The following is a 23,729-nucleotide window of genomic DNA, read 5'->3' as shown; positions in this document are numbered from 1 at the left end:
TTCTTACAGTAGACGCGCACCTGTCCTCGACTTTAGGTTTGAAACACACCTGAAGCAGCGACAGTTCAAGGACCGAACATGAAAGCCTTATGGAAAGAGTTCTCCACGTATGCGGTTGTTGGCGTAGCCAATACGCTGATCCATTGGCAGATATTTTACGTACTCACCATCGCTGCCGAACTGAGTCAGGCTGCCAGTAACTTTTCGGCGTTTTGTGTGGCCGCGACGTTCTCATTCTATGTGCATGCGCTCTACACGTTTGAGGCCGGGGCGTCGGTACTTCGTTATCTGCTGTATGTGTTTTTCATGGGGGTAATGAGTTTCGTCGTCGGGCATTACGCCGATGTCTGGAAAATCCACGGGCTGGTGACCGTATGGTCGTTCTCGCTGTTGAGTCTGGTTTGCGGGTTTTTCTTCTCGAGATTTATCCTGTATGGCGAGCGCGAAGCGTGAACGTGTCGCGCCGGTTTGTCGATTGGGCGGGGCTGATTGCCGTAGTGGCGATCGCGATGGTCGTGAGGTTTCACTCTATTACCGTGCCGGCGGTCTGGTATGACGAGGCCTACAGCCTGCTGCTTGCCGACGGATCGCCTTCGTACATTTGGTCCACCACGGCTCGGGACGTTCATCCACCGCTTTACTATGTGTTGCTGCATTACTGGATGTTGTTGTTCGGTAATGGCGTCTTGTCTGCTCGATCCCTGAGCACCTTGGCCGACGTCGGCACATTGTTGCTGTGCATCAAATTGATGAGTGTTGTGGCGACGCGAAGGGCGACTTGGATTGCTGCTGTGTTGTTGGCATTGCTACCGATCTCGGTTCGCTATAGCCAGGAGATCCGCATGTATACCTTGCTCGGTTTCTGGCTCATGGGCGCGACCGTGGCGTTGGTGTGTTGGGTTAATTCACCGCAGCGAAAGCGCTTTGCGATCCTGTATGTGCTGCTGATGACGGCTGCTTTTTACACGCATTATTTCGCTGCGTTGTGTGTCTTGGTTCATTGGCTTTTTTGGTGGCAGGCGCGTGGATTGTCCGTTCGTGCATGGACAGCGGCAAACATCGTGATTGTCTTTTTGTACTTGCCTTGGGTTCCATATTTCCTCCATCAACTTTCAGGAATGGGGGGGCAAGCCTGGATAGAGCCTCTCACTGGGCACACTGTGCTGACAATAGTTTGGCTATTCACGGTGATGAATGACTCAGTGCCGGTTTCGTCAAGTTTGCGCGCGGTGCCGACATTCCTAATCCTGATTTGTTCTGTTTGGGCGTTGTCGAACGACCGGAGTGAGCCCCGTTATAGCGTGCTGTTGATCGGGTATTTTTTTGTACCTGCGATTGCGCTTTTACTGATAGCTCTATTCACCCCCGCATTTGTGCCTAGATATCTTTTATTTGCCGCGGTCGGATTGCCACTTATCGTTGCTGTTGCTGTGGATTCCTGGTCGCATCAGCAGCGCACGTTTGCTATAGCTACCTTGGCTATTTTTGTTGTTGTGGAAGTTCAGGGGCTGATTGGTGTTTATGAAAATAGGGAGGGCAAGACAGGTCGGCTGGACGAAATAGTCGCCCGCATTAGTCAGGAACTCAAACCAGATGATGAAATCCTGATCGACAGCCTGCTCTGGTACTTACCGTTCATGTACTACAACACGACGGGTGTTCAGCCGCGGGTTCATGCCAGATCATCGTCCGACCCAACCTGGGGCTACCCTGACCAAGGCGGGTGGGCTCTCATCTCCCCATCCCTGAAATGGATCTTCCTGGAGGATGTTGCGGTATCTAGAGTTCCCACCAGACGGGTCTGGTGGGTAACTCGCTCAGGGTTACCTGAAAGCACAACCAAGTTCCCAGCACGATGGCAACAAATGCTGACGATTAACGGAGGAGACGTTGAAGCTCGCTTGTTTACTCTCGATGGAACGGTAACGTCGTCTGAGGCTGGCGAGGGCGTTTTCCTCACGCAGCAACCACCTCATTAGGCTCAAAACTATCCGCCCGCGCCATCTGCCACATCCGCGAGTAAAACTCGCCGTTCACCTCACCCGTGAGCAATTCCCCCGGCTTCAAGAACACATGCAACTGCGAGAACAACTTGATCTCGGTGGCCGACATGCGCCGTACCAGATGCTTGGCCGACAGTTGTGACGGATGATCGAGGCCCGCGGCCGCGAGCATTTCCGCCAGGGCCTTGAGTGTGTTGCGGTGAAAGTTGAAGACGCGCTGGGCCTTGTCCGGGACCACCAGCGCACGCTGGCGCAGGGTGTCTTGAGTGGCGACGCCGGTCGGGCATTTGTTGGTGTGGCAGCTTTGCGACTGGATGCAGCCGATGGCAAACATGAAGCCGCGCGCCGAATTGGCCCAGTCGGCGCCGATGGCCAGGACGCTGGCGATGTCGAAGGCACTGACGATCTTGCCGCTGGCGCCAAGTTTGATTTTGTCCCGCAGGTTCAGGCCCACCAGCGTGTTGTGCACGAACAGCAAGCCTTCACGCATTGGCACGCCGATGTGGTCGGTGAACTCGACGGGCGCGGCGCCGGTGCCGCCTTCCTTGCCGTCGACCACGATGAAGTCCGGGAGAATGCCGGTTTCCAGCATGGCCTTGGCGATGCCCATGAATTCCCACGGGTGACCGAGGCAGAACTTGAAGCCCACCGGTTTGCCGCCGGACAGTTCACGCAACTGCTGGATGAAGTGCATCAGTTCGATTGGCGTGGAAAACGCGCTGTGCCTCGATGGCGAGATGCAATCTTCGCCCATCAGGATGCCGCGGGTTTCGGCGATTTCCTTAGTGACTTTGTGCTTGGGCAGGATGCCGCCGTGACCGGGTTTGGCCCCTTGCGACATCTTGATCTCAATCATCCGTACTTGCGGCGTTTGCGCTTGTGCGGCGAAGCGTTCCGGGTCGAAGCGTCCGTCTGCGGTGCGGCAACCGAAGTAGCCGCTGCCCAATTCCCAGGTCAGGTCACCGCCGTTTTCCCGGTGATAGGCGCTGATGCTGCCTTCGCCCGTGTCATGGGCAAAGTTGCCGAGTTTGGCGCCCTGGTTCAACGCGCGAATGGCGTTGGCGCTGAGCGAGCCGAAGCTCATGGCCGAGATGTTGAACACCGAGGCCGAGTACGGTTGAGTGCACTGCGGGCCGCCGACGATGACCCGGAAACTGTTCGGATCGCTCAACGGCGCCGGGCGCATCGAGTGGCCGATGAATTCGAAACCCGATTGGTACACATCGATCAGCGTGCCGAAGGGTTTGTCGGCGCTTTCATTCTTGGCCCGGGAATAGACCAGCGAGCGCTGAGCCCGGGAGAAGGGCAGGGCGTCGCTGTCGGATTCGAGCAGGTATTGGCGGATCTCCGGGCGAATGCCCTCTACCAGATAGCGAATATTGCCGAGGATCGGGTAGTTGCGGCGCACCGCGTGAGGGCTTTGCAGCAGGTCGAACAGGCCCACCAGACTGAGGACGCCCGTCACGGCGGTGATTGGCCAGAGCCAGTCATGTTCCAGGAAGGGCAGGCTGGCGAGGGTGAAAATCACGCAAGCGGCAAAGAAGGCGTAGCGGCTCAGGAGTGACAGGCTCATACGGGTTCCTTGGTTCGGACTCGGTTAGCAGGTACACACGGACCCTGTAGGAGCGAAGCTTGCTCGCGAAAGCGGTGTATCAGCCAATATCAATGTTGAATGAAATGGCCACTTCGCGAGCAAGCTTCGCTCCTACAGAACCGTGCTGTGTCAGGCATTTTGTGCCTGCAGGAATATCGAAAACAGCTCGGACTGGGACTTGATCCCCAGCTTGCTGTACATGTGTTTCTTATGGACTTTCACGGTTTCGACGGAGATTTCCAGCTTACGGGCGATTTCTTTACTGGAGCAACCGCTGAGCATCAAGCGCCCGACATCCAGTTCACGGGCGGTCAATTGCGCGCCTTTGAGTTGTTGCACCGAGGCTTCCAGCTGCACGCGCCAATCGCCCTGGATCGGTGCTGGCGCGAGGGCCACGACTTCGTTGATTTCGTAGGGCAGGCGCTGGCGCAACAGGCCGAGCACCCAAGGCTGGATCAGCGACAGCAAGGCAATCTGCTGGCCGCTGAAACGCTGCTTGCTGCCCAGTGACAGACACAGCGTGCGGTCTCCTTCGAGCTGGCAATTGAACTGGATTTCATCGGCCACCACATTCAGACGAAAGTAGCGTTGGTAATACTCGGTCAGCTCAAAGTGCTCCGGCGCCACTTCCGACAGGCGATAGAGCCCGGTACGCGACTGTTCTCGGCAGGCGATGTAGAACGGATCAAGCAGATAGAGCCCGCGCAAGTAATCCTGAAACAACTGATCAGGGCTGCCGTCCTCGCCCGGGCATTCGGCGAACACCTGGGGGTGCTGGTCCGCGCTGAAAAGCAGCGCCACCCAGCTGTCGAAGGTCACGTACTGATCCAGCAGGCGCACCAACTGCGTCCAGAAGTTCGGCTTGTCGAGGGCGTCGATCAGTTGCCCGACCGAGCGGTGCCAAGCGATATCGTCTAATGAAAGTGTCATGCCTCTACCCCTATCGGGTTACCCCAGCGGCGTGATTCCCCGGCCGGTGGCTTGCTGCGCATACTGGCGCACAGACACAGACCGGGCAATCTTTCTGCCGCCCGGTCCATAACAAGGACTCCCCATGAAAGTCGAACTCGCCCAGCTGGCGGGCCGTGACAACGGCACAGCGTACAACCTCGAACGCGCCCTGGCGGCCATCGCTGCCTGCAACACGGATACGCAACTGATCGTCTTCCCGGAAACCCACCTGATGGGCTTTCCGTCTGCCGACACCGTGGCCCAAACCGCCGAACCGCTGGACGGGCCGACGGTCAGTGCCATCGTGGCAGCGGCCCGCGAGCACAACATCGCCGTGGTGATCGGCATGGCCGAGAATGACAACGGCCGTTTCTACAACACCACGCTGCTGATTACCCCGGAAGGCATCGCCCTGAAATACCGCAAGACCCACCTGTGGGCGTCGGATCGCGGCGTGTTCGAGGCGGGCGACCGTTATGCCACTTGCGAGTGGAACGGTGTGCGTGTCGGTCTGCTGATTTGCTACGACATCGAATTCCCGGAAACCGCCCGCGCCCTGGCGCAACTGGGTGCCGAATTGCTGATCGTCACCAACGGCAACATGGACCCTTATGGCCCGACTCACCGCACCGCGATCATGGCGCGTGCCCAGGAAAACCAGGCCTTTGCGCTGATGGTCAACCGGGTAAAAGAGAGCGATGACGGGTTGGTGTTCGCCGGTGGCAGTGCGCTGGTGGATCCGCTGGGCACCTTGTTGTTCGAGGCCGGGCGCGATGAAGGGCAGTTTGCGGTGGAGCTGGATTTCAGCCGGTTGGAGGCTGCACGCAAGGATTACCGGTATCTGGATGATCAGCGGTTGAAGTTGCCAGGTGAAATTGTCGAGCAGGCTTCTGGCGCGCGGGAGTTGCTGATTCCGTCGCGTTGATCCTGATTCTCTATTGCCTGGGATGACGCTTTCGCGAGCAAGCCCGCTCCCACATTTTGATCGCGTCCTCCTGAAGCAACTCGATCGAATGTGGGAGCGGGCTTGCTCGCGCAGGGGCCCTCCCAGACGAAACAGCTGGTTGATCGTTCACCCAAAACAACAACGAAACACCCGAAATTTAGCGCCGAACTCGGCTCTGCCATAAATCTAATAAATTCGGAGTAGTCGCTCATGGCTCGTTTGCAACGCACCCTGTCATTGGGTTCGGTGGTGCTGTTCGGCATCGCCTACATGACGCCGATCATTGTGCTCGGCACCTTTGGCATCCTCGCTCAATCCACCTCTGGCATGGTTCCGGCCGCGTATCTGGCGGCGCTGGTGGCGATGTTTTTCACCGCCATGAGCTACGGCCGAATGGCCTCGGCGTTCCCCGTTGCCGGCTCGGCCTACAGCTATGTACGCAAGGCCATCAGCCCGAAACTGGGCTTCATTGCCGGTTGGGCGGTGCTGCTCGATTACCTGTTCCTGCCCATGGCGATCTGGCTGATCGGTGCCGCCTACCTCAACTCCGCGTTCCCGGCCGTGCCGCAGTGGATCTGGGTGCTGGCGTTCATCGGCATCACCAGTGCGATCAACATCGTCGGCCTGAAACTGGCCAACGGCATCAACGCCTTGCTGATGCTGGTGCAATTTCTGGTGCTGATTGCCTTCGTCGCGCTGTGCATCCATTACGTCGGTGGGGATGCGAGCACGCCGTTGTGGTCGATCAAACCGTTCTTCAACGGCGACATGCAGATGCCGCTGATCATGAGCGGCGCGGCCATCGCCTGTTATTCGTTCCTTGGTTTTGACGCGGTCAGCACCTTGACTGAAGAAACCCGCGACCCTCGCCGTACCATTCCGAGGGCGATCATGCTGATTACCCTGATCGGCGGCCTGATCTTCGTCAGCGTCTCGTACTTCGTGCAAGTCGCCCATCCCTCGTTCCAGTTCGACAGTGTCGACTCGGCGGCCTATGAAATCGCCCGCAATATCGGTGGCGACCTGTTCGTGACGATTTTTCTGATCGGCCTGATCGTCGGCCAGTTCGCCTCGGGCCTGTCGGCTCAGGCCAGCGGTTCGCGTCTGTTGTTCGCCATGGGCCGCGATGGCGTGCTGCCCAAATCCTTTTTCGGCAGCTTGCACGAACGCTTTGGCACACCGGTCAACAGCATCCTGTTGTGCGCCGTGGTCGCGTTGCTGGCGCTGAAACTGGACGTCACCACCTCGACCTCGTTCATCAACTTCGGCGCGTTCCTGGCGTTCAGTCTGGTGAACCTGTCGGTGATCTTTCACTACTGGATCGGCGGAGAAAAGAAAGGGCTGCGCGAGTTCGTGTTGTTCCTGTTATTTCCGTTCATTGGCCTGGCGGCAGATTTGTGGCTGATGGTCAGCCTCGATCACCTGGCGATCTACCTGGGCCTGAGCTGGCTGGCGATTGGCGTGGTGTACCTGGCGGTGCTGACCGGTGGCTTCCGCCGCCAGCCACCGGAGATGGATTTCCAGGAGGCCACATAACATCGAACACCGCATAACCCCTGTAGGAGCGAGCCTGCTCCCGATAGGGCCATGTCAGTCAACATCAAGGGTGACTGACACACCGCCATCGCGAGCAGGCTCACTCCCACATTTATTTACGGTGTTCAGGCAGCTGAGTGGGTTTGGTGCACAGGCAACTCGACGCGAAACGTGCTGCCCACACCCACCTCACTGCGCACCGAAATATCCCCCCGATGCTTCTTCACGATGCCATAAGACAGGGACAACCCAAGCCCCGTCCCCTGGCCCACCGGTTTGGTGGTGAAGAACGGGTCGAAGATTTTCTGCAGGCTGTCCGGCGCAATGCCGCAGCCGGTGTCTGTGACTTCAATCCACACCCATTCACCCTCGAACCCGGTGCGCAAGGTGATGGTGCCGCGCTCTGGGCCGATCGCCTGGGACGCGTTGACGATCAGGTTCATGATCACCTGGTTGATTTGCGAGGGCAGGCATTCGATGTCGGGCAGTGGCTGGTACGCCTTCTGCACATCGGCCTTGTACTTGAGTTCATTGGCGACGATGTTCAAGGTCGATTCGATGCCCTGTTGCAGATTGGTCCACTGCCATTCCTGGTTGGAGTCCACCCGGGAGAAGTCCTTCAGGTCTTTGACGATCTGGCCCACGCGGTTGATGCCTTCCTTGGATTCCTTGATCAGCAACGGAATGTCCTCGCGCAGGAACTCCAGCTCGATCCGTTCCCGTAACTGCCCAAGCCGCTCGATCACCTCGTTCGAATCAATTGCCTCTTCGGCCTCGCGATAGGCGTCGAGCATTTCCTGTAACTGCTTGAAGTAGCCCTCGAGGCTGCCGAGGTTGGAGGAAATGAAGCCAATCGGGTTGTTGATTTCATGGGCGACGCCGGCCGCCAATTGCCCCAGGGAAGCGAGTTTTTCCGATTGCACCAGTTGCGATTCAAGCTGCTTGCGCTCGTCGATTTCCCGCTGCAACGCCTCGCTGGCCTGTTTGAACTCCGTGGTGCGCTGGTCCACCAGATGCTCCAGGTGGCTCATCTGTAAAAAAGCGCGTTCGGTCATCTCCCATTTGGTCAGCAGGGTGTTGGCCATCTGCTGGACTTCGATGTTGTCGAACGGTTTTTTCAGGATCAGCAAACGATCATGGGCTTGCAGTCGGTCCAGCAGTTCATCCCAGGAATAGTCGGAGTACGCGGTACACACCACCACTTGCAGGCGCGGGTCTTCCTGCCACAGATGCTCGATGGTCTGCGCGCCGTCCCAGCCTTCAGGCATGCGCATGTCCACGAACGCGAGGGCGTAGGGGCGACTTTCCTGCAAGGCCTGCGTGAGTTTGCCCAGGCCTTCCTGGCCGCCATACGCTGAATCCAGTTCGAACAGCGCAGTGGTGGCTTTGATTTCACTGCCAAACAGCGTGGCTTCCATCTCGTCCAGTTCGACGTGCTGCACCGAAACCGGTGTGAGGATCTTGCGAAAGTCGTCATGAATCGATGGCGTGTCGTCGATCAGCAGAATGCGCCGGTTCGAAAGCTCACTCATGCCTCCTCCGGGACGGTTTTGAGCGGGATCTGCAGGGTGAACTGCGCGCCCTTGCCGGGTCCGTCGCTGTGGGCGCTGAGATGGCCGTTCATCTCGATCGCCGCCAGCGCGCAGCTGTGCAGACCAAAACCGTGGCCTTCCTTGCGGGTGGTGAAGCCGTGGGCAAAGATGCGCGTCATGTTCTCGGGCGGGATGCCTTCGCCATCATCCTTGACGCTGATTTGCAGGGTGTCGTCTTCAACGATTTTCACCCCCAGGGTCATTTGTCGCGGACGATTGCTGAGGTCGGACATGGCGTATTTGGCATTGCTGATGAGGTTGATCAGGATCAGCAGCAACCGGTGCTTGTCGCCCATGACCTGTGGCACTTCGTTGTACTCCTTGACCACCTTGACGTGGTGCCGGGTCAGGGCACCGGAGTTCATGCGCAGGGCGTCTTCCAGCAGTTCGCTGATGTGCAGCGGTTCCATCAGGCTGTTGGCGCCGGCGTAGGATTGCTGGGTGGCGACAATGTCCTTGATGTGGTCGACGCTTTTGGTCAGTTGGGCGAGTTCGTCGGTCATGCTTTGTTGTTCGAGCGCAATGGCATCTACCAGTTGATTCAGGTAGCCGGGCAGCAACTTGCCTTTGTCGTCCTGGGTCAGAAAGGCACCCAGGTCGCCCTGGTGTTCGTTAATCAGCTGCATCGCCTTGCCCACCCCCTGGGCCTTGCTGCTGCGCAGTTTGCGGCTGACCAGGTCGGCGGAGATGTTCACGCTGTTGAGCACGTTGCCGACGTTGTGCAGCACATTGGTGGCGATTTCGGCCATGCCGGCCTGGCGCGCGGTGTCCAGCAGTTCACTCTGGGTATCCCTGAGCTCGCGGGTGCGTTCTTCGACCCGTTGTTCGAGGTCGTCATTGGCGGTTTTCAGGGCTTTGTTGACGCGATTGATCACCGTGAAACTGCGCATCAGGTGAATCGCCAGGTACACCAGCAACATCACCAGCAGCACGGAAAACACCAGCATGTAAAAGTGATAACGCTGATCGACCGCATCGGTGCGCTGCTGATCGTTGTTCAGCAGATCGGTGATGCCGTCCAGCCGCTCGGCCACGGGAACGGCCTCGATGTTTTCCAGCAAGCGGTTGACCACCGGTTGCTCACGCAGAATCAACTCAATGTGGTTACTGAGAACATCCAGCGGACTGTGGAACTCCTCCGGCAGTCGCAGTTTGTTCACTTTCAGTTTGCTCAACCCCACCAGGATTTCGGCGGCCTTGTAGTCAGAGGTGACCATGGCGAACTCCATGGTGCTGAGGACCAGGTCATAGGTGTCGTTGGCGATGTTCTGCAGTTGTAGCTTGTCGCCGTCCTGCAACTGGGCGAGGGGCTCCTGAATGTCGTCCTCGGCGGTTGGCAGAAACGCCAGTGAGTTGCGCAACACGGCATTGTGGGATTTGAACTGCTCCACCAGCCGGATCTTTTCCTCGAAGGCGCTCAGGTACGCATCATGGCTGGTCAGCCAGACAGGCGAGGCGTTGCGGCCATGATTCGACTCCATCGTGTCGAACCGTTCCCACAGCTGCGTCATCTCGGTCAGCGGCGTGACCAGCGGATCGTAGTTGTGGTTGATGGCAATCCTGGCCTTGAGGATTTCCGTTTCCCACTGCGCATTCAGCTGTTTCATTCGGGAAATCAGATCCCGGGACTCCGTGTACGTCGATGTCTGGTTCGAGCTGGATTTGAGGTACAAAAACAGCAGCGTCGAGGCCAGTAACAGGGCCACGACACCGAGAAGTGCCAAGCTGCGTCGGCGGGACATTTTCATAACGGTTTGCCGTCCCATTCACCGGTCAGGGTCTTGAGGAATTTGATAATCAGCACCTTGTCTTCGGCGGAGGGGATGCGCCCCAGCTGAAACTTGAACATCACGTCGACCGCCTCTTCGAGAGTTTTGGCCGAACCGTCGTGAAAGTACGGCGCGGTCACGGCGACGTTGCGCAGGCTTGGGACCTTGAACACGTTGCGGTCCTCTTCGTCCTTGGTGACCAGGTAGCGGCCCAGGTCGGTTTCGGTCGGGTTGCCCCGGGTCTTGAAGTAATCGCCCATCACTCCGAACTTCTGGAACATGTTGCCGCCGATGTTGACCCCCTGATGGCAGGTGATGCAGCCGTATTCCTTGAAGCGTTGGTAGCCGTATTTCTCTTCGCGGGTGAGGATGTCGGTATCGCCTTGCAGGTACTGATCGAAGCGCGAGTTGGCGCTGATCAGCGTGCGCTCGTAGGTGGCCAGGGCGTTTTGCACATTGTTCAGGGTCACGCCATCCGGATAGGCGTCGCCGAACGAGGCTTGATAAGCCGGATCGGCGGACAGCGTTTGCACCACGTGTTCCCAGTTGCTGCCCATTTCACTGGGGCTTTGCACCACGGCGTGGATCTGGGTTTCCAGGGTGGCGACGCGGCCATTCCAGAACTGCCGGAAGTTCAGGCTGGCGTTGAACACGCTCGGGGTGTTGACCACCACTGGCTGGCCGTTGAAACCGATGGAAAACGCCTTGTTATCGGCGCCACCGCTTTCCAGGCGATGGCAACTGGCACAGGACAGACTGCCGTTGACCGACAAGCGTGGTTCATTGAACAACTGGCGACCGAGTTCGACCCGCAGAGGGTTTTGCTTTGGCACGGCCGGTAGCGGTTTGAGCGGTTCGTTTAGTGGTGCGCCGCTGGCCGTCAGACAAAGCCCCAGCAGAGGCATCAGGAGCAAGCGGTGGAGAAATGGCGACATCTGATAATTCCTTGGCTGGTAGCCCGTGTGTCGCTGCTGATCGGTCATGTGGCGGCAGAGGGAGGGGATTTCACCGACATCAGGTACTGCACAAAGGCGTCCGGTGGCACGGCTTTGCTGAAGTAGTAGCCCTGGCCTTCTTCGCACTGATGGGCCTTGAGGAAGTCCAGTTGTTCGAGGGTTTCCACCCCTTCGGCGATGATGGTCAGCTTGAGGCTCTTGCCCAGGCTGATAATGGCGCTGACCAGGGCTGCGTCATTGCTGTCACGGCTCAGACCACGAATAAATGACTGGTCGATTTTCAGCACGTCGATGGGAAACCGTCGCAGGTAGCTCAGGCTGGAATAACCGGTGCCGAAGTCATCGATGGCCAGCCGCACCCCCAGTGCCTTGATCTGCTTCAGGGCGGTGACGGTGGCATCGACGTTCTGCATCAGCACGCCTTCGGTGATTTCCAGTTCGAGCAATGACGGGTCCAGACCGGTTTGTTCGAGGACCTGTTCAATGCCTTCGACAAAGCCTCGTTGGCGAAAGTCGATGGCCGACACATTCACCGACATGCACAGCCTCGGCAGCCCCGCCGCCTGCCAGGCGCAGGCTTGCCGACAGGCCTGGCGCAAAACCCATTTGCTCAACGGCACGATCAAGCCGCTGTCTTCGGCCACACCAATGAAATCCGACGGGTAAACCCAGCCATGCCCCGGTTTCAGCCAGCGGATCAAGGCTTCTGCACCGACCACCTCACCGGTGCCCAGATCGAGCTTGGGCTGGTAATGCAGCACAAATTCGTCCCGTTCCAAGGCCAGGCGAATACCCGACTCGATGGTCTGCTGGTCCCGGGCGCGCTGGTTCATGTCTTCAATGAAAAAGCGGAAGTCGTTGGGGCCGCTTTCCTTGACGTGGCGCATCGCGGTCTCGGCTTTCTTGATCAGTGCGACGGCATCGAAGCCGTCATCGGGGTAGATGCTGATGCCCAGGCTGGCGGTCACGCTCAGGTCATGGCCGGCGATGTGCTGTGTCGTACCGATGGCGTTCAAGAGTTTTTCGGCGATGCCTTTGGTCTGCTGGGGATGGCGGATGTCAGCGAGGATCACCACGAATTCATCAGAACCGTAGCGAAACACCGAATCGGATTCGCGCACCGTGGACACCAGGTTATGCCCGACCCGTTTGAGCATTTCGTCACCGGCCGGATGGCCCAGGGCATTGTTGATACGCTTGAAGCGGTCAAGGCCCAGGAACATCACCGCCAGCTGCTTGTCATGGCGACGGGACAACGCCAGGGACTGGTTCAGCCGATCACCGAGCAACGTGCTGTTGGGCAACTCGGTCAACACGTCGTATTGCAACAGGTGGGACACCTTGAGCAGTTCGTGGACCCGCGCCTCGATGGTTTGCTCCAGGCTTTGCACTTTCGTCTCCGCGTCCTGGGTCATCTGCCATTTCCAGGTCAGGGCGCTGGCCATCTGGCGGATTTCCAGACTGTCGAAGGGTTTTTTCAACACCAGTAACTGGTCGCCGAACTCCAGCCGTTCAGCCATGTCCTCCCAGCTGTAATCCGAATAGGCGGTGCACAGCGCGATTTGCAGGTGCGGGTCGATCTTCCAGAGCTGTTCGATGGTTTCCAGCCCGTCCCAACCCGGCGGCATACGCATGTCGGTAAACGCCATGGCGTAGGGGCGACCTTCGGCCTGGGCCCGCTTGACCATTTCGAAGGCTTCCTGGCCCTGATAGGCAGAATCGAGCTGGAAGGTGAGCCGAGCCGGCTGTTGCGTGCCGAACAGCGCCTCTTCAGTACCGGCCAGGCTCTGTTCACCTTCGGTATCGGGGCCAAGGATCTTGCGAAAGTCCTGATGGATCGACGGCGTGTCATCGATGATCAGAATGCGCCGGTTGGTCTGGACGGACGAAGTTTTCATCCCTTGTCCTCCGTGGCGTGCGGATTGTCCAGGATCGGTCCGTTTTCGTGGCTTGCGGGCACGATGCTGCCGGCTTTGAGCAACTGGGCTGCTTGTTTGCTGCTGACCGCTTTACTGAAAAAGTAACCCTGAGCGTTCATTGGCGAGCCTGTGGCCATCAGCGAACTACGCTGTTCCTGGGTTTCGACACCTTCGGCGATGATTCCGATCCCTACCTCGCGAGCGAAGTTGATGATTGCGCGCAACGTGTTGGCGCTCGCCGGGTCGCGGGCAGCGGTGTCGATGAAGGCCTGGGCAAGTTTCAGGTGATTGACCTGGTAGGTCTTGAGGTAGTCGAACGAGGAGTATTCGGTGCCGAAGTCGTCGATGGCGATCTTCACCCCCAGCTCGCGCAAGCGCGGCAGCACGTCGTTGTGGGTCCATTTGGTCTGGGCCAGGGTTGCTTCGGTGACATCGAAGCGCAGGTCCCAGGCGCACAATTCCCAGCGCGCGGTGGTGCGCAGTACGTCATAGATCAGCTCGGGTCCGCTTTTCAGTTGGGCCAGGGACAGCTTGATGGCAATCACCGGGGGCGCCATGCCTTCGTCGCGCCACTGGCGCATTTGCTGGCAGGCGCGATCCAGCACCCAGTGACCGAGGGCAATGATGGCGCCGGTTTTTTCCGCGGCCGGCAGGAACGCCGGCGCTTCCAGCAAACCACGCTTGGGGTGGTTCCAGCTGACCTGGGCTTCCATGCCGAGGATCTTGCCGCTGCTCAGGTCGACTTCCGGCCAGTAATTGAGCTCGAGTTCTTCATGGTCGATGGCCGCGCGCAGTTCGCTGGCGATGGTCATGCGCTCGACCACCTCCTGATTGATCTCCTCGGAGTGGAAGTGATACTGGTTGCGGCCCTTTTCCTTGGAGCGATAAAGCGCCATGTCAGCCTGGTTCAGCAGGCCGTCGGCGCTGGTGATGAGCGGCGAATAACTGCTGATGCCGATGCTCACCGAAACGCGTACGTCATTGCCGGCCAGGGAGTAGGGGAGCACCAGCGCATCGCGGACCTTGGCGGCCAGGGACGCGGACTGGGTCGGGTCGCTGACGTCCAGTTGCAGGATGGCGAACTCGTCGCCGCCGAGGCGGGCGACCACGTCGTTTTCGCGCACACAGGCTTTGATGCGCCGGGCCACTTCCTGCAGCAACAGGTCGCCCACCGGGTGGCCGAGGGTATCGTTGATCCGTTTGAAGTGATCGAGGTCCAGGTAGAACATCGCGAACGGCGTTGCGCCTCGACGCGCGGCGGCGAACGCCTGGTGCAGACGCTCGATCAAGGTGGCACGGTTGGCCAGCCCGGTCAGCCCGTCGGTGCGGGCCAGCAGGGCGATTTTCTCCTCGGCGACCTTGCGTTCAGTGACGTCGATGATGATGCCTTCGACTTCCAGCAGACGTCCTTCGTCGTCACGCACCGGGATATAGCGGTTTTCGACCCAGCGCCAGGCACCATCGCCGGTGCGCATCCGGAACTCGATGGAAGCGCCCGCCGCATGGCGATCCAGCACCCGGGCCATGGCCGTGTCGACCTTCGGCTGGTCGTCCGGATGGATCAACTCCTGGGCCCAGTTGGCCGAGGCGACCAGGTTCGCCGCGACGTGACCGTACTTGGTGATGTTGTGGGAGATGTACATCAGCGGGAACAACGGTTCGCCCCGCAGGCGATACAGAATGGTAGGGCTGTTCTGCACGATGATGTTGGCGTCGGACAGCTCCCGGGTGCGTTCTTCGACGGCCTGTTCCAGCAGCGACATCTTCAGCTCGGCGTCTTCGGTCATCTGCCATTTGGCGGTCAGGGCGCTGGCCAACTGACGGATCTCGATGGCATCAAACGGTTTTTTGAGGATCAGCAGGCGATCGCCCAGCTCCAGGCGTTCATCGATGTCTTCCCAGGAATAGTCGGAATAAGCGGTACAAAGCGCCACTTGCAGCTTGGGATCGACTTGCCACAGCCGTTCGATGGTTTCCAGGCCGTCCCAGCCTGGCGGCATGCGCATGTCGATGAAGGCCATCGCGTAGGGCAGGTCGTTGGCCAGCGCTCGCTCGACCTTGTCCAGCGCTTCCAGGCCCTGAAACGCCGAGTCGAGCATGAAGCTTTGCAGCGTTGCCGTCGCTTGCGACCCGAACAGGGCTTTTTCGGCGCTGATCAAGTCGTCGTCATCGATCGAGGTCGGGCTGAGGATCTTGCTGAAGTCGGCATGAATCGACGCGGTGTCGTCGACGATAAGTATCCGACGGTTGGTTCGTGCCAGCAGCGTATTCATAGGCATACGCCGGGAGCGGTGGCAGTGTGGTGCGGTGTGCTCATAGGGGCATCCTTTCCCTGATCACGTGGCCAAGCGGTATAGATAATGGATCCGAGTGAACTGAGCATAGTCGCCCGTGCAGCACTTCGCCCGGCCGACGCTAACGAATCATTTCCAGGGGACTGGCTGAAAATCATCTAGCCTGTAGCTCAGGCAGGGCCAGAAACGGAATGTTTTGGCTGATGACTGACGCAACAATGCCCGTTTCGCTTGAGGTAATGCCATGGAAGAGCAACTCCCCACGACTGTCACCTATAAACCCACGGTTCTGCTGGTCGACGATGAGGAATCGATCCTCAACAGTTTGCGCCGGCTCTTGCGCGGCCAGCCCTACGACGTGCTGCTGGCCACCAGCGGGGCCCAGGCTCTCGACATCATGGCGAAACAGCCCGTCGACCTGGTGATGAGCGATGCGCGCATGCCCAATATGGACGGCGCCACGCTGCTGGCGCACATTCACCAGCGCCATCCCGGCACGCTGCGCATTCTGCTGACTGGTTATGCCGACCTGACGATGATCGTCAAAGCGATCAACGAGGGGCAGATTGACCGTTACATCAGCAAACCCTGGCACGATGAGGAATTGCTGCTGACGCTGCGACAATCCCTCGCCTACCAGCATTCCGAGCGCGAGCGGTTGCGTCTGGTGCAGGAGACCTGGGACCGGAACGAAGAATTGAAGTTGCTCAACGCGACCCTGGAAAAACACGTCGCGTCCCGCACCTCAGAGCTGCAGCAGACCGCTGACATGCTCGACCTGGCCTATGAAGAGCTCAAACACAGCTATGTGACCGGCACGGAGGTGTTCTCGCTGCTGGCCAACCTGCGGTTGCCGCCGGCCAAGCAGACGAACCGGCAGATCATCGAACTGGTGCGGGTGTACTGCAGACTTCATGGCCTGGACGAGGGCAGTACCCGCGACCTGACCATGGCCGCGGCGCTCTACAACATCGGCAAGCTGAGCTGGACCGACAGCATGATGACCGCGCCTGCTGACCTGCTGCACCACAACGATAAGGAGCGTTATCGCGGTTATCCGAAGCAGAGCGAGTCGTTGCTGATGACCCTCGACCCGATGAAAGACGCTGCACGCCTGATCCTTCACCATCAGGAGCGCTGGGATGGCACGGGATTCCCCGACCGGCTCAAGGGCGAGGCGATTCCGCTCGGGTCGCGGTGGCTGAAACTGGCGGTGGATTTCATCGAGTTACAGCGTGGGCTGATCCTTGAGCGCCAGATGAACAGCGATGAAGCCCTGGTCTACATCCGCCAGTACGCCGGTCGGCTCTACGATCCTGATCTGGTCGAGGACTTCATTCAGGTCTGCGCCGCCTACCTGAGCGATGTGTCGCTGGCCGATCCGACGGTGAGGGTCATGAGCACCCGGGACCTGGCGGCCGGCATGATTCTGGCGCACAACCTCAATGCCGATAACGGCATGCTGCTGCTCAATGCGGGCAAGGTACTGAGCGGACCGCTGGTGGAGAAACTGATCGCTTTCGAGGCGATGGAAGGGGCGAAATACAGTGTTTTTGTGAAAGTGCCGGAGGAAGTGGAGGGCGCGATGCTCGAGGCCGGTCCGCTGGTCCAGGCTCAGCCCTGAACCCCTTTGGAAGACTCAACCCTGAACCCCTGTGGGAGCGGGCTTGCTCGCGAAAGCGGTGTATCAGCCAAGTAGATATCGACTGACACGACGCCTTCGCGAGCAAGCCCGCTCCCACAATGGACTCCGTAGTGCCTGACAGCTATTTTTCCCCGTGACGCCGGCGCGACACCCATGTGATCCTTTGCGCCTTTCACCCAAGGCCCCTTCAGATCCATGACCTTTTCCACCACTACTTCCCCTCGCATCATCCGCATCGCCGCTGCCCTGTTGATCGGCCCCGACGGTCGCACGCTGTTGGTTCGCAAACGCGGGACCGAAGCCTTCATGCAACCCGGCGGCAAGATCGAGGCCCATGAACTGCCGGTTCACGCCCTGGCCCGTGAACTGGAAGAAGAGCTTGGGCTGGTCATCGACCCCGCGCACGCCACCTACCTGGGACCCTTCTCGGCACCGGCCGCCAACGAGCCGGGTTTTGTCGTCCAGGCCGAGCTCTTTCAGCTGACCATCGATTCAGACGTATCGCCAGCAGCGGAGATCGAAGAGGTGCGCTGGATTGATCCGGCCACCGACGGCGATCTCACGCTGGCGCCATTGACACGGGACCTGATCCTGCCGTTTTATCGAGCTTCGTTGACCGCGATCGCTTGATCGTCTACGGACCAGGACTGCCCATGATCCCGCTTCAAGATTTGCTGATTTTCGCCGCCGCCGCGTTGCTGATGGTACTGACGCCGGGGCCGAACATGATCTACCTGATCTCCCGCTCGATCTGCCAGGGGCGCAAGGCCGGCGTGACTTCGTTGCTCGGCGTGGTCGCGGGGTTTTTCGTGCATTTGTTCGCCGCAGCGGCCGGTTTGACCGCCGTGTTTCTGGCCGTGCCGTTGGCCTACGAAGTGCTGAAATGGGCCGGTGCGCTGTATCTGTTGTGGCTGGCGTGGCAGGCGGTCAAACCCGGTGCGCGTTCACCCTTTGAAGCGCAGCAGTTACCGCCGGACTCGTCGCGCAAACTGATCACCATGGGGTTTCTCACCAGCGCCTTGAACCCGAAGATCGCGGTGTTTTACCTGTCGGTGTTTCCGCAATTCATCACGCCTGAGCATGGCTCGGTGTTCACCCAAAGCATCGTGTTGGGCCTGACCCAGATCAGCGTCAGCTTCTGCGTCAATCTGCTGATCGCGATCTTCGCTGCGGGCATCGCGTCGTGGTTCGTCAACAACCCGACCTGGCTGGTGGTGCAGCGTTATTTCATGGGGTTTGTCCTGTCAGCGCTGGCGGTGCGGCTGATGCTTGAGCAACGACGGACGGCTTGACCATGTGGATTGAACGGCTGGATGCCAGCCATGCCCTGGATTATCGGGCACTGATGCTTGAAGCCTACGACCTGCACCCGCAAGCCTTCACCTCGAGTGTGCGCGAACGTGCCGCGATGCCGCTGAGTTGGTGGGAATCGCGCCTGACCAGCAAACTGGATGTGGTGCTCGGGGCGTTTGACGAGGGCAAGTTGGCGGGCATTGTCGGCCTGGCCTTTGAACCTCGGGAAAAGGCCCGGCACAAGGCAACGCTGTTTGGCATGTACGTGTCCGGCAAGGTCCGGCAGCGGGGCTTGGGTCAGCAACTGGTGCAAGCCGCGTTGGATGAAGCGCAGAACCATAAAGGCCTGCGGCTGATCCAGTTGACCGTCACCGCCGGCAACGAAGCCGCGTTCAACCTGTACCAGCGCTGCGGCTTCATCCAGTTCGGCCTCGAACCCATGGCGGCCCGGGTCGGCGAAGACTACTTCGACAAAATCCACATGTGGCGTGAACTCTAAACCCACCACACCCCTTGTAGGAGCGAGGCTTGCCCGCGAAGGCGTCGTGACAGTCGACATCGACTTGGCTGATACACCGCTTTCGCGGGCAAGCCTCGCTCCTACAGGGGTTGTGGGGTGTCAGCGTACGGCGCTGACGCCGTCCAGTGTCGAGAACGACGTGTCCTTGGCTGTCAGCAAGAAATCGCGCATGTACGGCGCGTCCAGCATGTCCGCGCGAATCCCGGCGTACAGCGTCGCAAACAATCCTTTCTCGCCCAGCCGCTTGGCCTTCACGTAACCCCGTGAGCTGTATGGCGCGAATTCCGAAATCACCATAATCCCTGTAGGAGCGAGGCTTGCCCGCGAAGGCGTCGTGACAGTCGACATCGACTTGGCTGATACACCGCTTTCGCGGGCAAGCCTCGCTCCTACAGGGGTTGTGGGGTGTCAGCGTACGGCGCTGACCCCGTCCAGTGTCGAGAACGACGTGTCCTTGGCCGTCAGCAAGAAGTCGCGCATGTACGGTGCATCCAGCATGTCCGCGCGAATTCCCGCATACAGTGTCGCAAACAATCCCTTCTCGCCCAGCCGCTTGGCCTTCACGTAACCCCGTGAGCTGTATGGCGCGAATTCCGAAATCACCATAATCCCTGTAGGAGCGAGGCTTGCCCGCGAAGGCGTCGTGACAGTCGACATCGACTTGGCTGATACACCGCTTTCGCGGGCAAGCCTCGCTCCTACAGGGGTTGTGGGGTGTCAGCGGACGGCGCTGACGCCGTCAAGTGTCGAGAACGACGTGTCCTTGGCCGTCAGCAAGAAATCGCGCATGTACGGCGCGTCCAGCATGTCCGCGCGAATCCCGGCGTACAGCGTCGCAAACAATCCTTTCTCGCCCAGCCGCTTGGCCTTCACGTAACCCCGTGAGCTGTATGGCGCGAATTCCGAAACCACCATAATCCCTGTAGGAGCGAGGCTTGCCCGCGAAGGCGTCGTGACAGTCGACATCGACTTGGCTGATACACCGCTTTCGCGGGCAAGCCTCGCTCCTACAGGGGTTGTGGGGTGTCAGCGTACGGCGCTGACGCCGTCCAGTGTCGAGAACGACGTGTCCTTGGCTGTCAGCAAGAAATCGCGCATGTACGGCGCGTCCAGCATGTCCGCGCGAATCCCGGCGTACAGCGTCGCAAACAATCCTTTCTCGCCCAGCCGCTTGGCCTTCACGTAACCCCGTGAGCTGTATGGCGCGAATTCCGAAATCACCATAATCCCTGTAGGAGCGAGGCTTGCCCGCGAAGGCGTCGTGACAGTCGACATCGACTTGGCTGATACACCGCTTTCGCGGGCAAGCCTCGCTCCTACAGGGGTTGTGGGGTGTCAGCGTACGGCGCTGACCCCGTCCAGTGTCGAGAACGACGTGTCCTTGGCCGTCAGCAAGAAGTCGCGCATGTACGGTGCATCCAGCATGTCCGCGCGAATTCCCGCATACAGTGTCGCAAACAATCCCTTCTCGCCCAGCCGCTTGGCCTTCACATAACCCCGTGAGCTGTATTCATGCAGCGCCCAATGGGGCATGCCGCACACGCCGCGTCCGCTGGCCACCAGTTGCATCATCATCACGGTCAGTTCCGAGGTGCGGACCTGCGCCGGTTCGATGTCGGCCGGTTCGAGGAAGCGGGTGAAGATGTCCAGCCGATCGCGTTCCACCGGGTAGGTGATCAGGGTTTCCGTGAGCAGATCTTCCGGCACGATGTAGGCCTTGTTCGCCAGACGGTGCTGATTGGCCACCGCGAGCATCGCTTCATAGGTGAACAACGGCACGTAAGTGATCCCGGCCAGTTCCAGCGGATCCGAAGTCACCACCAAGTCCAGATCGCCACGGGCCAGGGCCGGCAGCGGGGCGAAGGAGAAGCCCGAAGCCAGGTCCAGTTCGACTTCCGGCCAGGCATCACGGAACTGATCGATGGTCGGCATCAGCCACTGAAAGCAACTGTGACACTCGATCGCCATGTGCAAACGGCCCGCCGTGCCGCCCGCCAAACGCGCGATGTCACGCTCGGCACCGCGCAGCAGCGGCAGGGTCGCGTCGGCCAGTTGCAGCAGGCGCAAACCGGCGCTGGTGAAACGCACCGGTTTGGTCTTGCGCACGAACAACGGCATGCCCATGCGCTCCTCCAGCTCCTTGAACTGGTGGGACAGGGCCGACTGGGTCAGGTGCAGACGGTCGGCGGCATCGACCAGGCTGTCGGCTTCGCGCAAGGCGTGCAGGGTCTTCAGGTGACGGATTTCAAGCACCGGGGGCTCCATGAGGAAAACTTGTGATCAACACGAAAAGGTTGAGTTTGTCTCATGTTGGGTTGGCTGTCGACAATAGCGCCATGTTTTACAGCTTCTTTTATAGAGAGAATTCACCATGGCTCTGGCCCACACACTTGGTTTTCCACGCATCGGCGCGGACCGCGAACTAAAAAAAGCCCTCGAATCCTACTGGAAGGGCGACCTCGATCAGGACGCGCTGAAAAGTGTCGGCCGCCAACTGCGCGCCACCCACTGGCAACTGCAAAAAGACGCCGGCATCGACCTGCTGCCCGTCGGCGACTTCGCCTGGTACGACCAGGTGCTGACCCATTCCCTGACCTTCGGCGTGATCCCCGAGCGTTTCGACAGTGCCAAGGATGCGCGCGGCCTGCCGACCCTCGATACCCTGTTCGCCATGGCCCGTGGCGCCACGGCGACCTGCTGCGGCGGTGAACACACCAAGGCCCAATATGCCCAGGAACTGACCAAGTGGTTCGACACCAACTACCACTACCTGGTCCCGGAATTCAGTGCTGACCAACAATTCAAGCTGAGCTGGGAACAGCTGTTCGACGAAGTCGACGAAGCCAAGGCCCTGGGCCACAACGTCAAACCCGTCATCCTCGGCCCGCTGACTTACTTGTGGCTGGGTAAGGCCAAAGGCAACGACTTCGACAAGCTCGACCTGCTGGAACGCTTGCTGCCGATCTACGGTGAAATCCTCGGCCGCCTCGCCGCCCAAGGCGTGGAGTGGGTGCAGATCGACGAACCGATTCTGACCCTCGACCTGCCGCAAACCTGGAAAAACGCCTTCGAACGCGCTTATCACATCCTCCAATACTCGCCGCTGAAAAAACTGGTGGCGACCTACTTCAGTGGCCTGGAAGACAACCTCGGTCTGGCGGTCGGCCTGCCGGTGCAAGGCCTGCACATCGACGCGGTGCGGGCGCCCGATCAACTCGGCCAGGTGCTCGATCGCCTGCCGACCTACAAGATTCTTTCGGTGGGCCTGGTCAACGGCCGCAACGTCTGGCGCTGCGAACTGGAGCAAGTCCTCGCGCAACTGCAACCGGCGCAAGAGCGCTTTGGCGACAACCTGTGGGTCAGCAGTTCCTGCTCGTTGCTGCACAGCCCGGTAGACCTGGAACGCGAAGACAAACTCGATCCTGAACTGAAAAGCTGGCTGGCCTTCGCCGTCCAGAAGTGCGGTGAAATCGCCGTGCTGCGCGATGCCCTGAACGACCCTCAATCGCCCAAGGTGCAAGCGGCTTTGGCCCAGAGCCGAGCGATTCAGGCGAGCCGCGCCGAGTCGCCGCGTATCCATAAAGCCGAGGTGCAGGCTCGCATCAACGCCATCGGCGCAGCGGACAGCCAACGTCACTCGCCGTTCGCCAAACGCATCGAGCAGCAACGCGCGCGCCTGAAACTGCCGCCATTCCCGACCACCACCATCGGCTCGTTCCCGCAAACCGGTTCGATCCGTCTGGCACGCCAGGCGTTCAAGCAAGGCAAGCTGTCGGCCAACGATTACACCGATGCCATGCACAGCGAAATCCGCCACGCGGTGCAAATTCAGGAACGCCTTGGCCTGGACGTGCTGGTGCACGGTGAGGCCGAGCGCAACGACATGGTCGAGTACTTTGCCGAGCAACTGGACGGCTACCTGTTCACCCGTTTCGGCTGGGTGCAGAGCTACGGTTCGCGCTGCGTCAAACCGGCGATCATCTACGGCGACTTGAGCCGCCCGAGTGCCATGACTGTCGACTGGATCACTTATGCACAGAGCCTGACCGACAAAGTCATGAAAGGCATGCTCACCGGTCCGGTGACCATGCTGATGTGGTCGTTCCCGCGTGAAGACGTCTCGCGCAAAATCCAGGCGCAGCAATTGGCGTTGGCCCTGCGTGACGAAGTGGTGGACCTGGAAAACGCCGGCATCAAGATCGTGCAGATCGACGAAGCCGCGTTCCGCGAAGGCTTGCCGCTGCGCCGGGCGCAATGGCAGGAATACCTGGACTGGGCGGTGGAAGCGTTCCGCTTGAGCGCGTCCGGTGTGCGGGATGAAACCCAGATCCATACCCACATGTGCTACAGCGAATTCAACGACGTGATCGAGTCCATCGCGGCGATGGACGCCGACGTCATCACCATCGAAACCTCGCGTTCGGACATGGAATTGCTCGAGGCTTTCGAAGCGTTCGACTACCCGAACGACATCGGCCCGGGCGTCTACGACATCCACTCGCCACGGGTGCCGGACACGGCTGAGATGGTCAAGTTGATGAGCAAAGCCGTGAAGCGGATCCCGGCGGAGCGGTTGTGGGTGAACCCGGATTGCGGGCTGAAGACCCGGGCGTGGCCAGAGACTGAGGCGGCGTTGGTCAACATGGTGGCGGCGGCAAGGCAGTTACGCAGTCAGTTGGCTTAACGACTAGCGGCATTTTGTGGCCAATGA

Annotated in this window: 17 protein-coding genes and 4 pseudogenes; 9 read left to right on the top strand and 12 right to left on the bottom strand. The window is 59.6% G+C overall.

What is annotated here, in order from left to right:
• Positions 1-78 precede the first annotated feature (78 nt).
• Together ACA051_RS23685 and ACA051_RS23680 are read left to right on the top strand one after the other, a co-directional pair.
• Complete coding sequence (locus ACA051_RS23685) at positions 79-453, top strand: GtrA family protein (protein WP_497305161.1); 375 nt, start codon at positions 79-81, stop codon at positions 451-453.
• Positions 450-1,979, top strand: a complete 1,530-nt coding sequence (locus ACA051_RS23680) for a glycosyltransferase family 39 protein (RefSeq protein ID WP_497305159.1) — start codon at positions 450-452, stop codon at positions 1,977-1,979. The genes ACA051_RS23685 and ACA051_RS23680 overlap by 4 nt, the downstream gene beginning before the upstream one ends.
• On the opposite strand, the gene ACA051_RS23675 is transcribed toward ACA051_RS23680, so the two are convergent.
• Both ACA051_RS23675 and ACA051_RS23670 read right to left on the bottom strand, forming a co-directional pair.
• A complete protein-coding gene (locus ACA051_RS23675; protein WP_497372143.1) occupies positions 1,957-3,576 on the bottom strand; it encodes an FMN-binding glutamate synthase family protein in 1,620 nt (539 codons plus the stop codon). The genes ACA051_RS23680 and ACA051_RS23675 overlap by 23 nt on opposite strands.
• Before the next feature lie 150 nt (positions 3,577-3,726).
• Positions 3,727-4,527 (bottom strand): helix-turn-helix transcriptional regulator, encoded by an 801-nt coding sequence (locus ACA051_RS23670; protein ID WP_059406091.1) that lies wholly within the window; start codon positions 4,525-4,527, stop codon positions 3,727-3,729.
• A gap of 124 nt (positions 4,528-4,651) precedes the next feature.
• On the opposite strand from ACA051_RS23670, the gene ACA051_RS23665 reads away from it, so the two are divergent.
• Together ACA051_RS23665 and ACA051_RS23660 are read left to right on the top strand one after the other, a co-directional pair.
• Complete coding sequence (locus ACA051_RS23665; protein WP_497372141.1) at positions 4,652-5,473, top strand: carbon-nitrogen hydrolase family protein; 822 nt, start codon at positions 4,652-4,654, stop codon at positions 5,471-5,473.
• A 231-nt stretch (positions 5,474-5,704) separates the two neighbouring features.
• Entirely contained in the window at positions 5,705-7,030 is a 1,326-nt protein-coding gene (locus ACA051_RS23660) for an APC family permease (protein ID WP_497372140.1), read from the top strand.
• Between the two features lie 125 nt (positions 7,031-7,155).
• Here the strand turns inward: ACA051_RS23660 and ACA051_RS23655 are convergent, their stop codons facing one another.
• Genes ACA051_RS23655 through ACA051_RS23635 form a run of 5 tightly spaced genes read right to left on the bottom strand, consistent with a single transcriptional unit; the run spans position 7,156 to position 15,545 of the window.
• On the bottom strand, positions 7,156-8,562 hold the full coding sequence (locus ACA051_RS23655; protein WP_497372138.1) for an ATP-binding protein: 1,407 nt from the start codon (positions 8,560-8,562) through the stop codon (positions 7,156-7,158).
• Positions 8,559-10,370: a DAHL domain-containing sensor histidine kinase gene (locus ACA051_RS23650; RefSeq protein WP_497372136.1), complete on the bottom strand. Its 1,812-nt coding sequence runs from the start codon at positions 10,368-10,370 to the stop codon at positions 8,559-8,561. Before ACA051_RS23650 ends, ACA051_RS23655 begins: the two co-directional genes overlap by 4 nt.
• Positions 10,367-11,326 (bottom strand): cytochrome-c peroxidase, encoded by a 960-nt coding sequence (locus tag ACA051_RS23645; RefSeq protein ID WP_497305149.1) that lies wholly within the window; start codon positions 11,324-11,326, stop codon positions 10,367-10,369. Before ACA051_RS23645 ends, ACA051_RS23650 begins: the two co-directional genes overlap by 4 nt.
• A gap of 44 nt (positions 11,327-11,370) precedes the next feature.
• Entirely contained in the window at positions 11,371-13,245 is a 1,875-nt protein-coding gene (locus tag ACA051_RS23640; protein WP_497372134.1) for an EAL domain-containing protein, read from the bottom strand.
• The gene (locus ACA051_RS23635; protein WP_497372131.1) at positions 13,242-15,545 is read right to left on the bottom strand and encodes a GGDEF/EAL domain-containing response regulator; all 2,304 of its coding nucleotides are present in this window, start codon (positions 15,543-15,545) and stop codon (positions 13,242-13,244) included. The genes ACA051_RS23640 and ACA051_RS23635 overlap by 4 nt, the downstream gene beginning before the upstream one ends.
• Positions 15,546-15,804: 259 nt before the next feature.
• Here ACA051_RS23635 and nosR point away from each other — a divergent pair, with 259 nt between their 5' ends.
• The 4 genes from nosR to ACA051_RS23615 all read left to right on the top strand — a co-directional run bounded on the left by nosR (position 15,805) and on the right by ACA051_RS23615 (position 18,997).
• Entirely contained in the window at positions 15,805-17,184 is a 1,380-nt protein-coding gene (nosR, locus tag ACA051_RS23630; protein WP_497305144.1) for a response regulator c-di-GMP phosphodiesterase, NosR family, read from the top strand.
• A gap of 216 nt (positions 17,185-17,400) precedes the next feature.
• A complete protein-coding gene (locus ACA051_RS23625; RefSeq protein ID WP_497305143.1) occupies positions 17,401-17,835 on the top strand; it encodes an NUDIX hydrolase in 435 nt (144 codons plus the stop codon).
• A 23-nt stretch (positions 17,836-17,858) separates the two neighbouring features.
• Positions 17,859-18,497, top strand: coding sequence for a LysE family translocator (locus tag ACA051_RS23620; protein ID WP_497305142.1), 639 nt, complete (start codon positions 17,859-17,861; stop codon positions 18,495-18,497).
• 2 nt (positions 18,498-18,499) lie between these two features.
• Positions 18,500-18,997 carry a GNAT family N-acetyltransferase gene (locus ACA051_RS23615; RefSeq protein WP_497305141.1) on the top strand — a complete coding sequence of 166 codons (498 nt, stop codon included), beginning with the start codon at positions 18,500-18,502 and terminating at the stop codon, positions 18,995-18,997.
• Positions 18,998-19,117: 120 nt separating this feature from the next.
• Here the strand turns inward: ACA051_RS23615 and ACA051_RS23610 are convergent.
• From ACA051_RS23610 to metR, 5 genes and pseudogenes are all read right to left on the bottom strand, one after another.
• A pseudogene (locus ACA051_RS23610) lies at positions 19,118-19,291 on the bottom strand (LysR family transcriptional regulator); the annotation flags it as partial.
• 135 nt (positions 19,292-19,426) lie between these two features.
• A pseudogene (locus ACA051_RS23605) lies at positions 19,427-19,600 on the bottom strand (LysR family transcriptional regulator); the annotation flags it as partial.
• A gap of 135 nt (positions 19,601-19,735) precedes the next feature.
• Positions 19,736-19,909 (bottom strand): annotated as a pseudogene (locus ACA051_RS23600) (LysR family transcriptional regulator); the annotation flags it as partial.
• Between the two features lie 135 nt (positions 19,910-20,044).
• Positions 20,045-20,218, bottom strand: a pseudogene (locus ACA051_RS23595) (LysR family transcriptional regulator); the annotation flags it as partial.
• Positions 20,219-20,353: 135 nt separating this feature from the next.
• Complete coding sequence (gene metR / locus ACA051_RS23590) at positions 20,354-21,271, bottom strand: transcriptional regulator MetR (protein ID WP_010457725.1); 918 nt, start codon at positions 21,269-21,271, stop codon at positions 20,354-20,356.
• Between the two features lie 118 nt (positions 21,272-21,389).
• Between metR and metE the strand changes: the two genes are divergently transcribed.
• Positions 21,390-23,702, top strand: coding sequence for a 5-methyltetrahydropteroyltriglutamate--homocysteine S-methyltransferase (gene metE / locus ACA051_RS23585; RefSeq protein ID WP_497372129.1), 2,313 nt, complete (start codon positions 21,390-21,392; stop codon positions 23,700-23,702).
• The last annotated feature ends 27 nt before the right edge of the window (positions 23,703-23,729 follow it).

This window comes from Pseudomonas sp. LBUM1669 (assembly GCF_059695705.1).
This window is presented reverse-complemented; position numbering and strand designations above follow the sequence as displayed.

What these genes read in the sequence shown, in the direction of transcription:
- ACA051_RS23635 (WP_497372131.1), bottom strand. Translation starts at nt 15,545, where the DNA reads ATGCCTATGAATACGCTGCTGGCACGAACCAACCGTCGGATACTTATC.
- ACA051_RS23660 (WP_497372140.1), top strand. Translation starts at nt 5,705, where the DNA reads ATGGCTCGTTTGCAACGCACCCTGTCATTGGGTTCGGTGGTGCTGTTC.
- ACA051_RS23645 (WP_497305149.1), bottom strand. Translation starts at nt 11,326, where the DNA reads ATGTCGCCATTTCTCCACCGCTTGCTCCTGATGCCTCTGCTGGGGCTT.
- ACA051_RS23625 (WP_497305143.1), top strand. Translation starts at nt 17,401, where the DNA reads ATGACCTTTTCCACCACTACTTCCCCTCGCATCATCCGCATCGCCGCT.
- metE (WP_497372129.1), top strand. Translation starts at nt 21,390, where the DNA reads ATGGCTCTGGCCCACACACTTGGTTTTCCACGCATCGGCGCGGACCGC.
- ACA051_RS23615 (WP_497305141.1), top strand. Translation starts at nt 18,500, where the DNA reads ATGTGGATTGAACGGCTGGATGCCAGCCATGCCCTGGATTATCGGGCA.
- ACA051_RS23675 (WP_497372143.1), bottom strand. Translation starts at nt 3,576, where the DNA reads ATGAGCCTGTCACTCCTGAGCCGCTACGCCTTCTTTGCCGCTTGCGTG.
- ACA051_RS23620 (WP_497305142.1), top strand. Translation starts at nt 17,859, where the DNA reads ATGATCCCGCTTCAAGATTTGCTGATTTTCGCCGCCGCCGCGTTGCTG.
- ACA051_RS23655 (WP_497372138.1), bottom strand. Translation starts at nt 8,562, where the DNA reads ATGAGTGAGCTTTCGAACCGGCGCATTCTGCTGATCGACGACACGCCA.
- ACA051_RS23665 (WP_497372141.1), top strand. Translation starts at nt 4,652, where the DNA reads ATGAAAGTCGAACTCGCCCAGCTGGCGGGCCGTGACAACGGCACAGCG.
- ACA051_RS23650 (WP_497372136.1), bottom strand. Translation starts at nt 10,370, where the DNA reads ATGAAAATGTCCCGCCGACGCAGCTTGGCACTTCTCGGTGTCGTGGCC.
- ACA051_RS23640 (WP_497372134.1), bottom strand. Translation starts at nt 13,245, where the DNA reads ATGAAAACTTCGTCCGTCCAGACCAACCGGCGCATTCTGATCATCGAT.
- ACA051_RS23685 (WP_497305161.1), top strand. Translation starts at nt 79, where the DNA reads ATGAAAGCCTTATGGAAAGAGTTCTCCACGTATGCGGTTGTTGGCGTA.
- ACA051_RS23670 (WP_059406091.1), bottom strand. Translation starts at nt 4,527, where the DNA reads ATGACACTTTCATTAGACGATATCGCTTGGCACCGCTCGGTCGGGCAA.
- nosR (WP_497305144.1), top strand. Translation starts at nt 15,805, where the DNA reads ATGGAAGAGCAACTCCCCACGACTGTCACCTATAAACCCACGGTTCTG.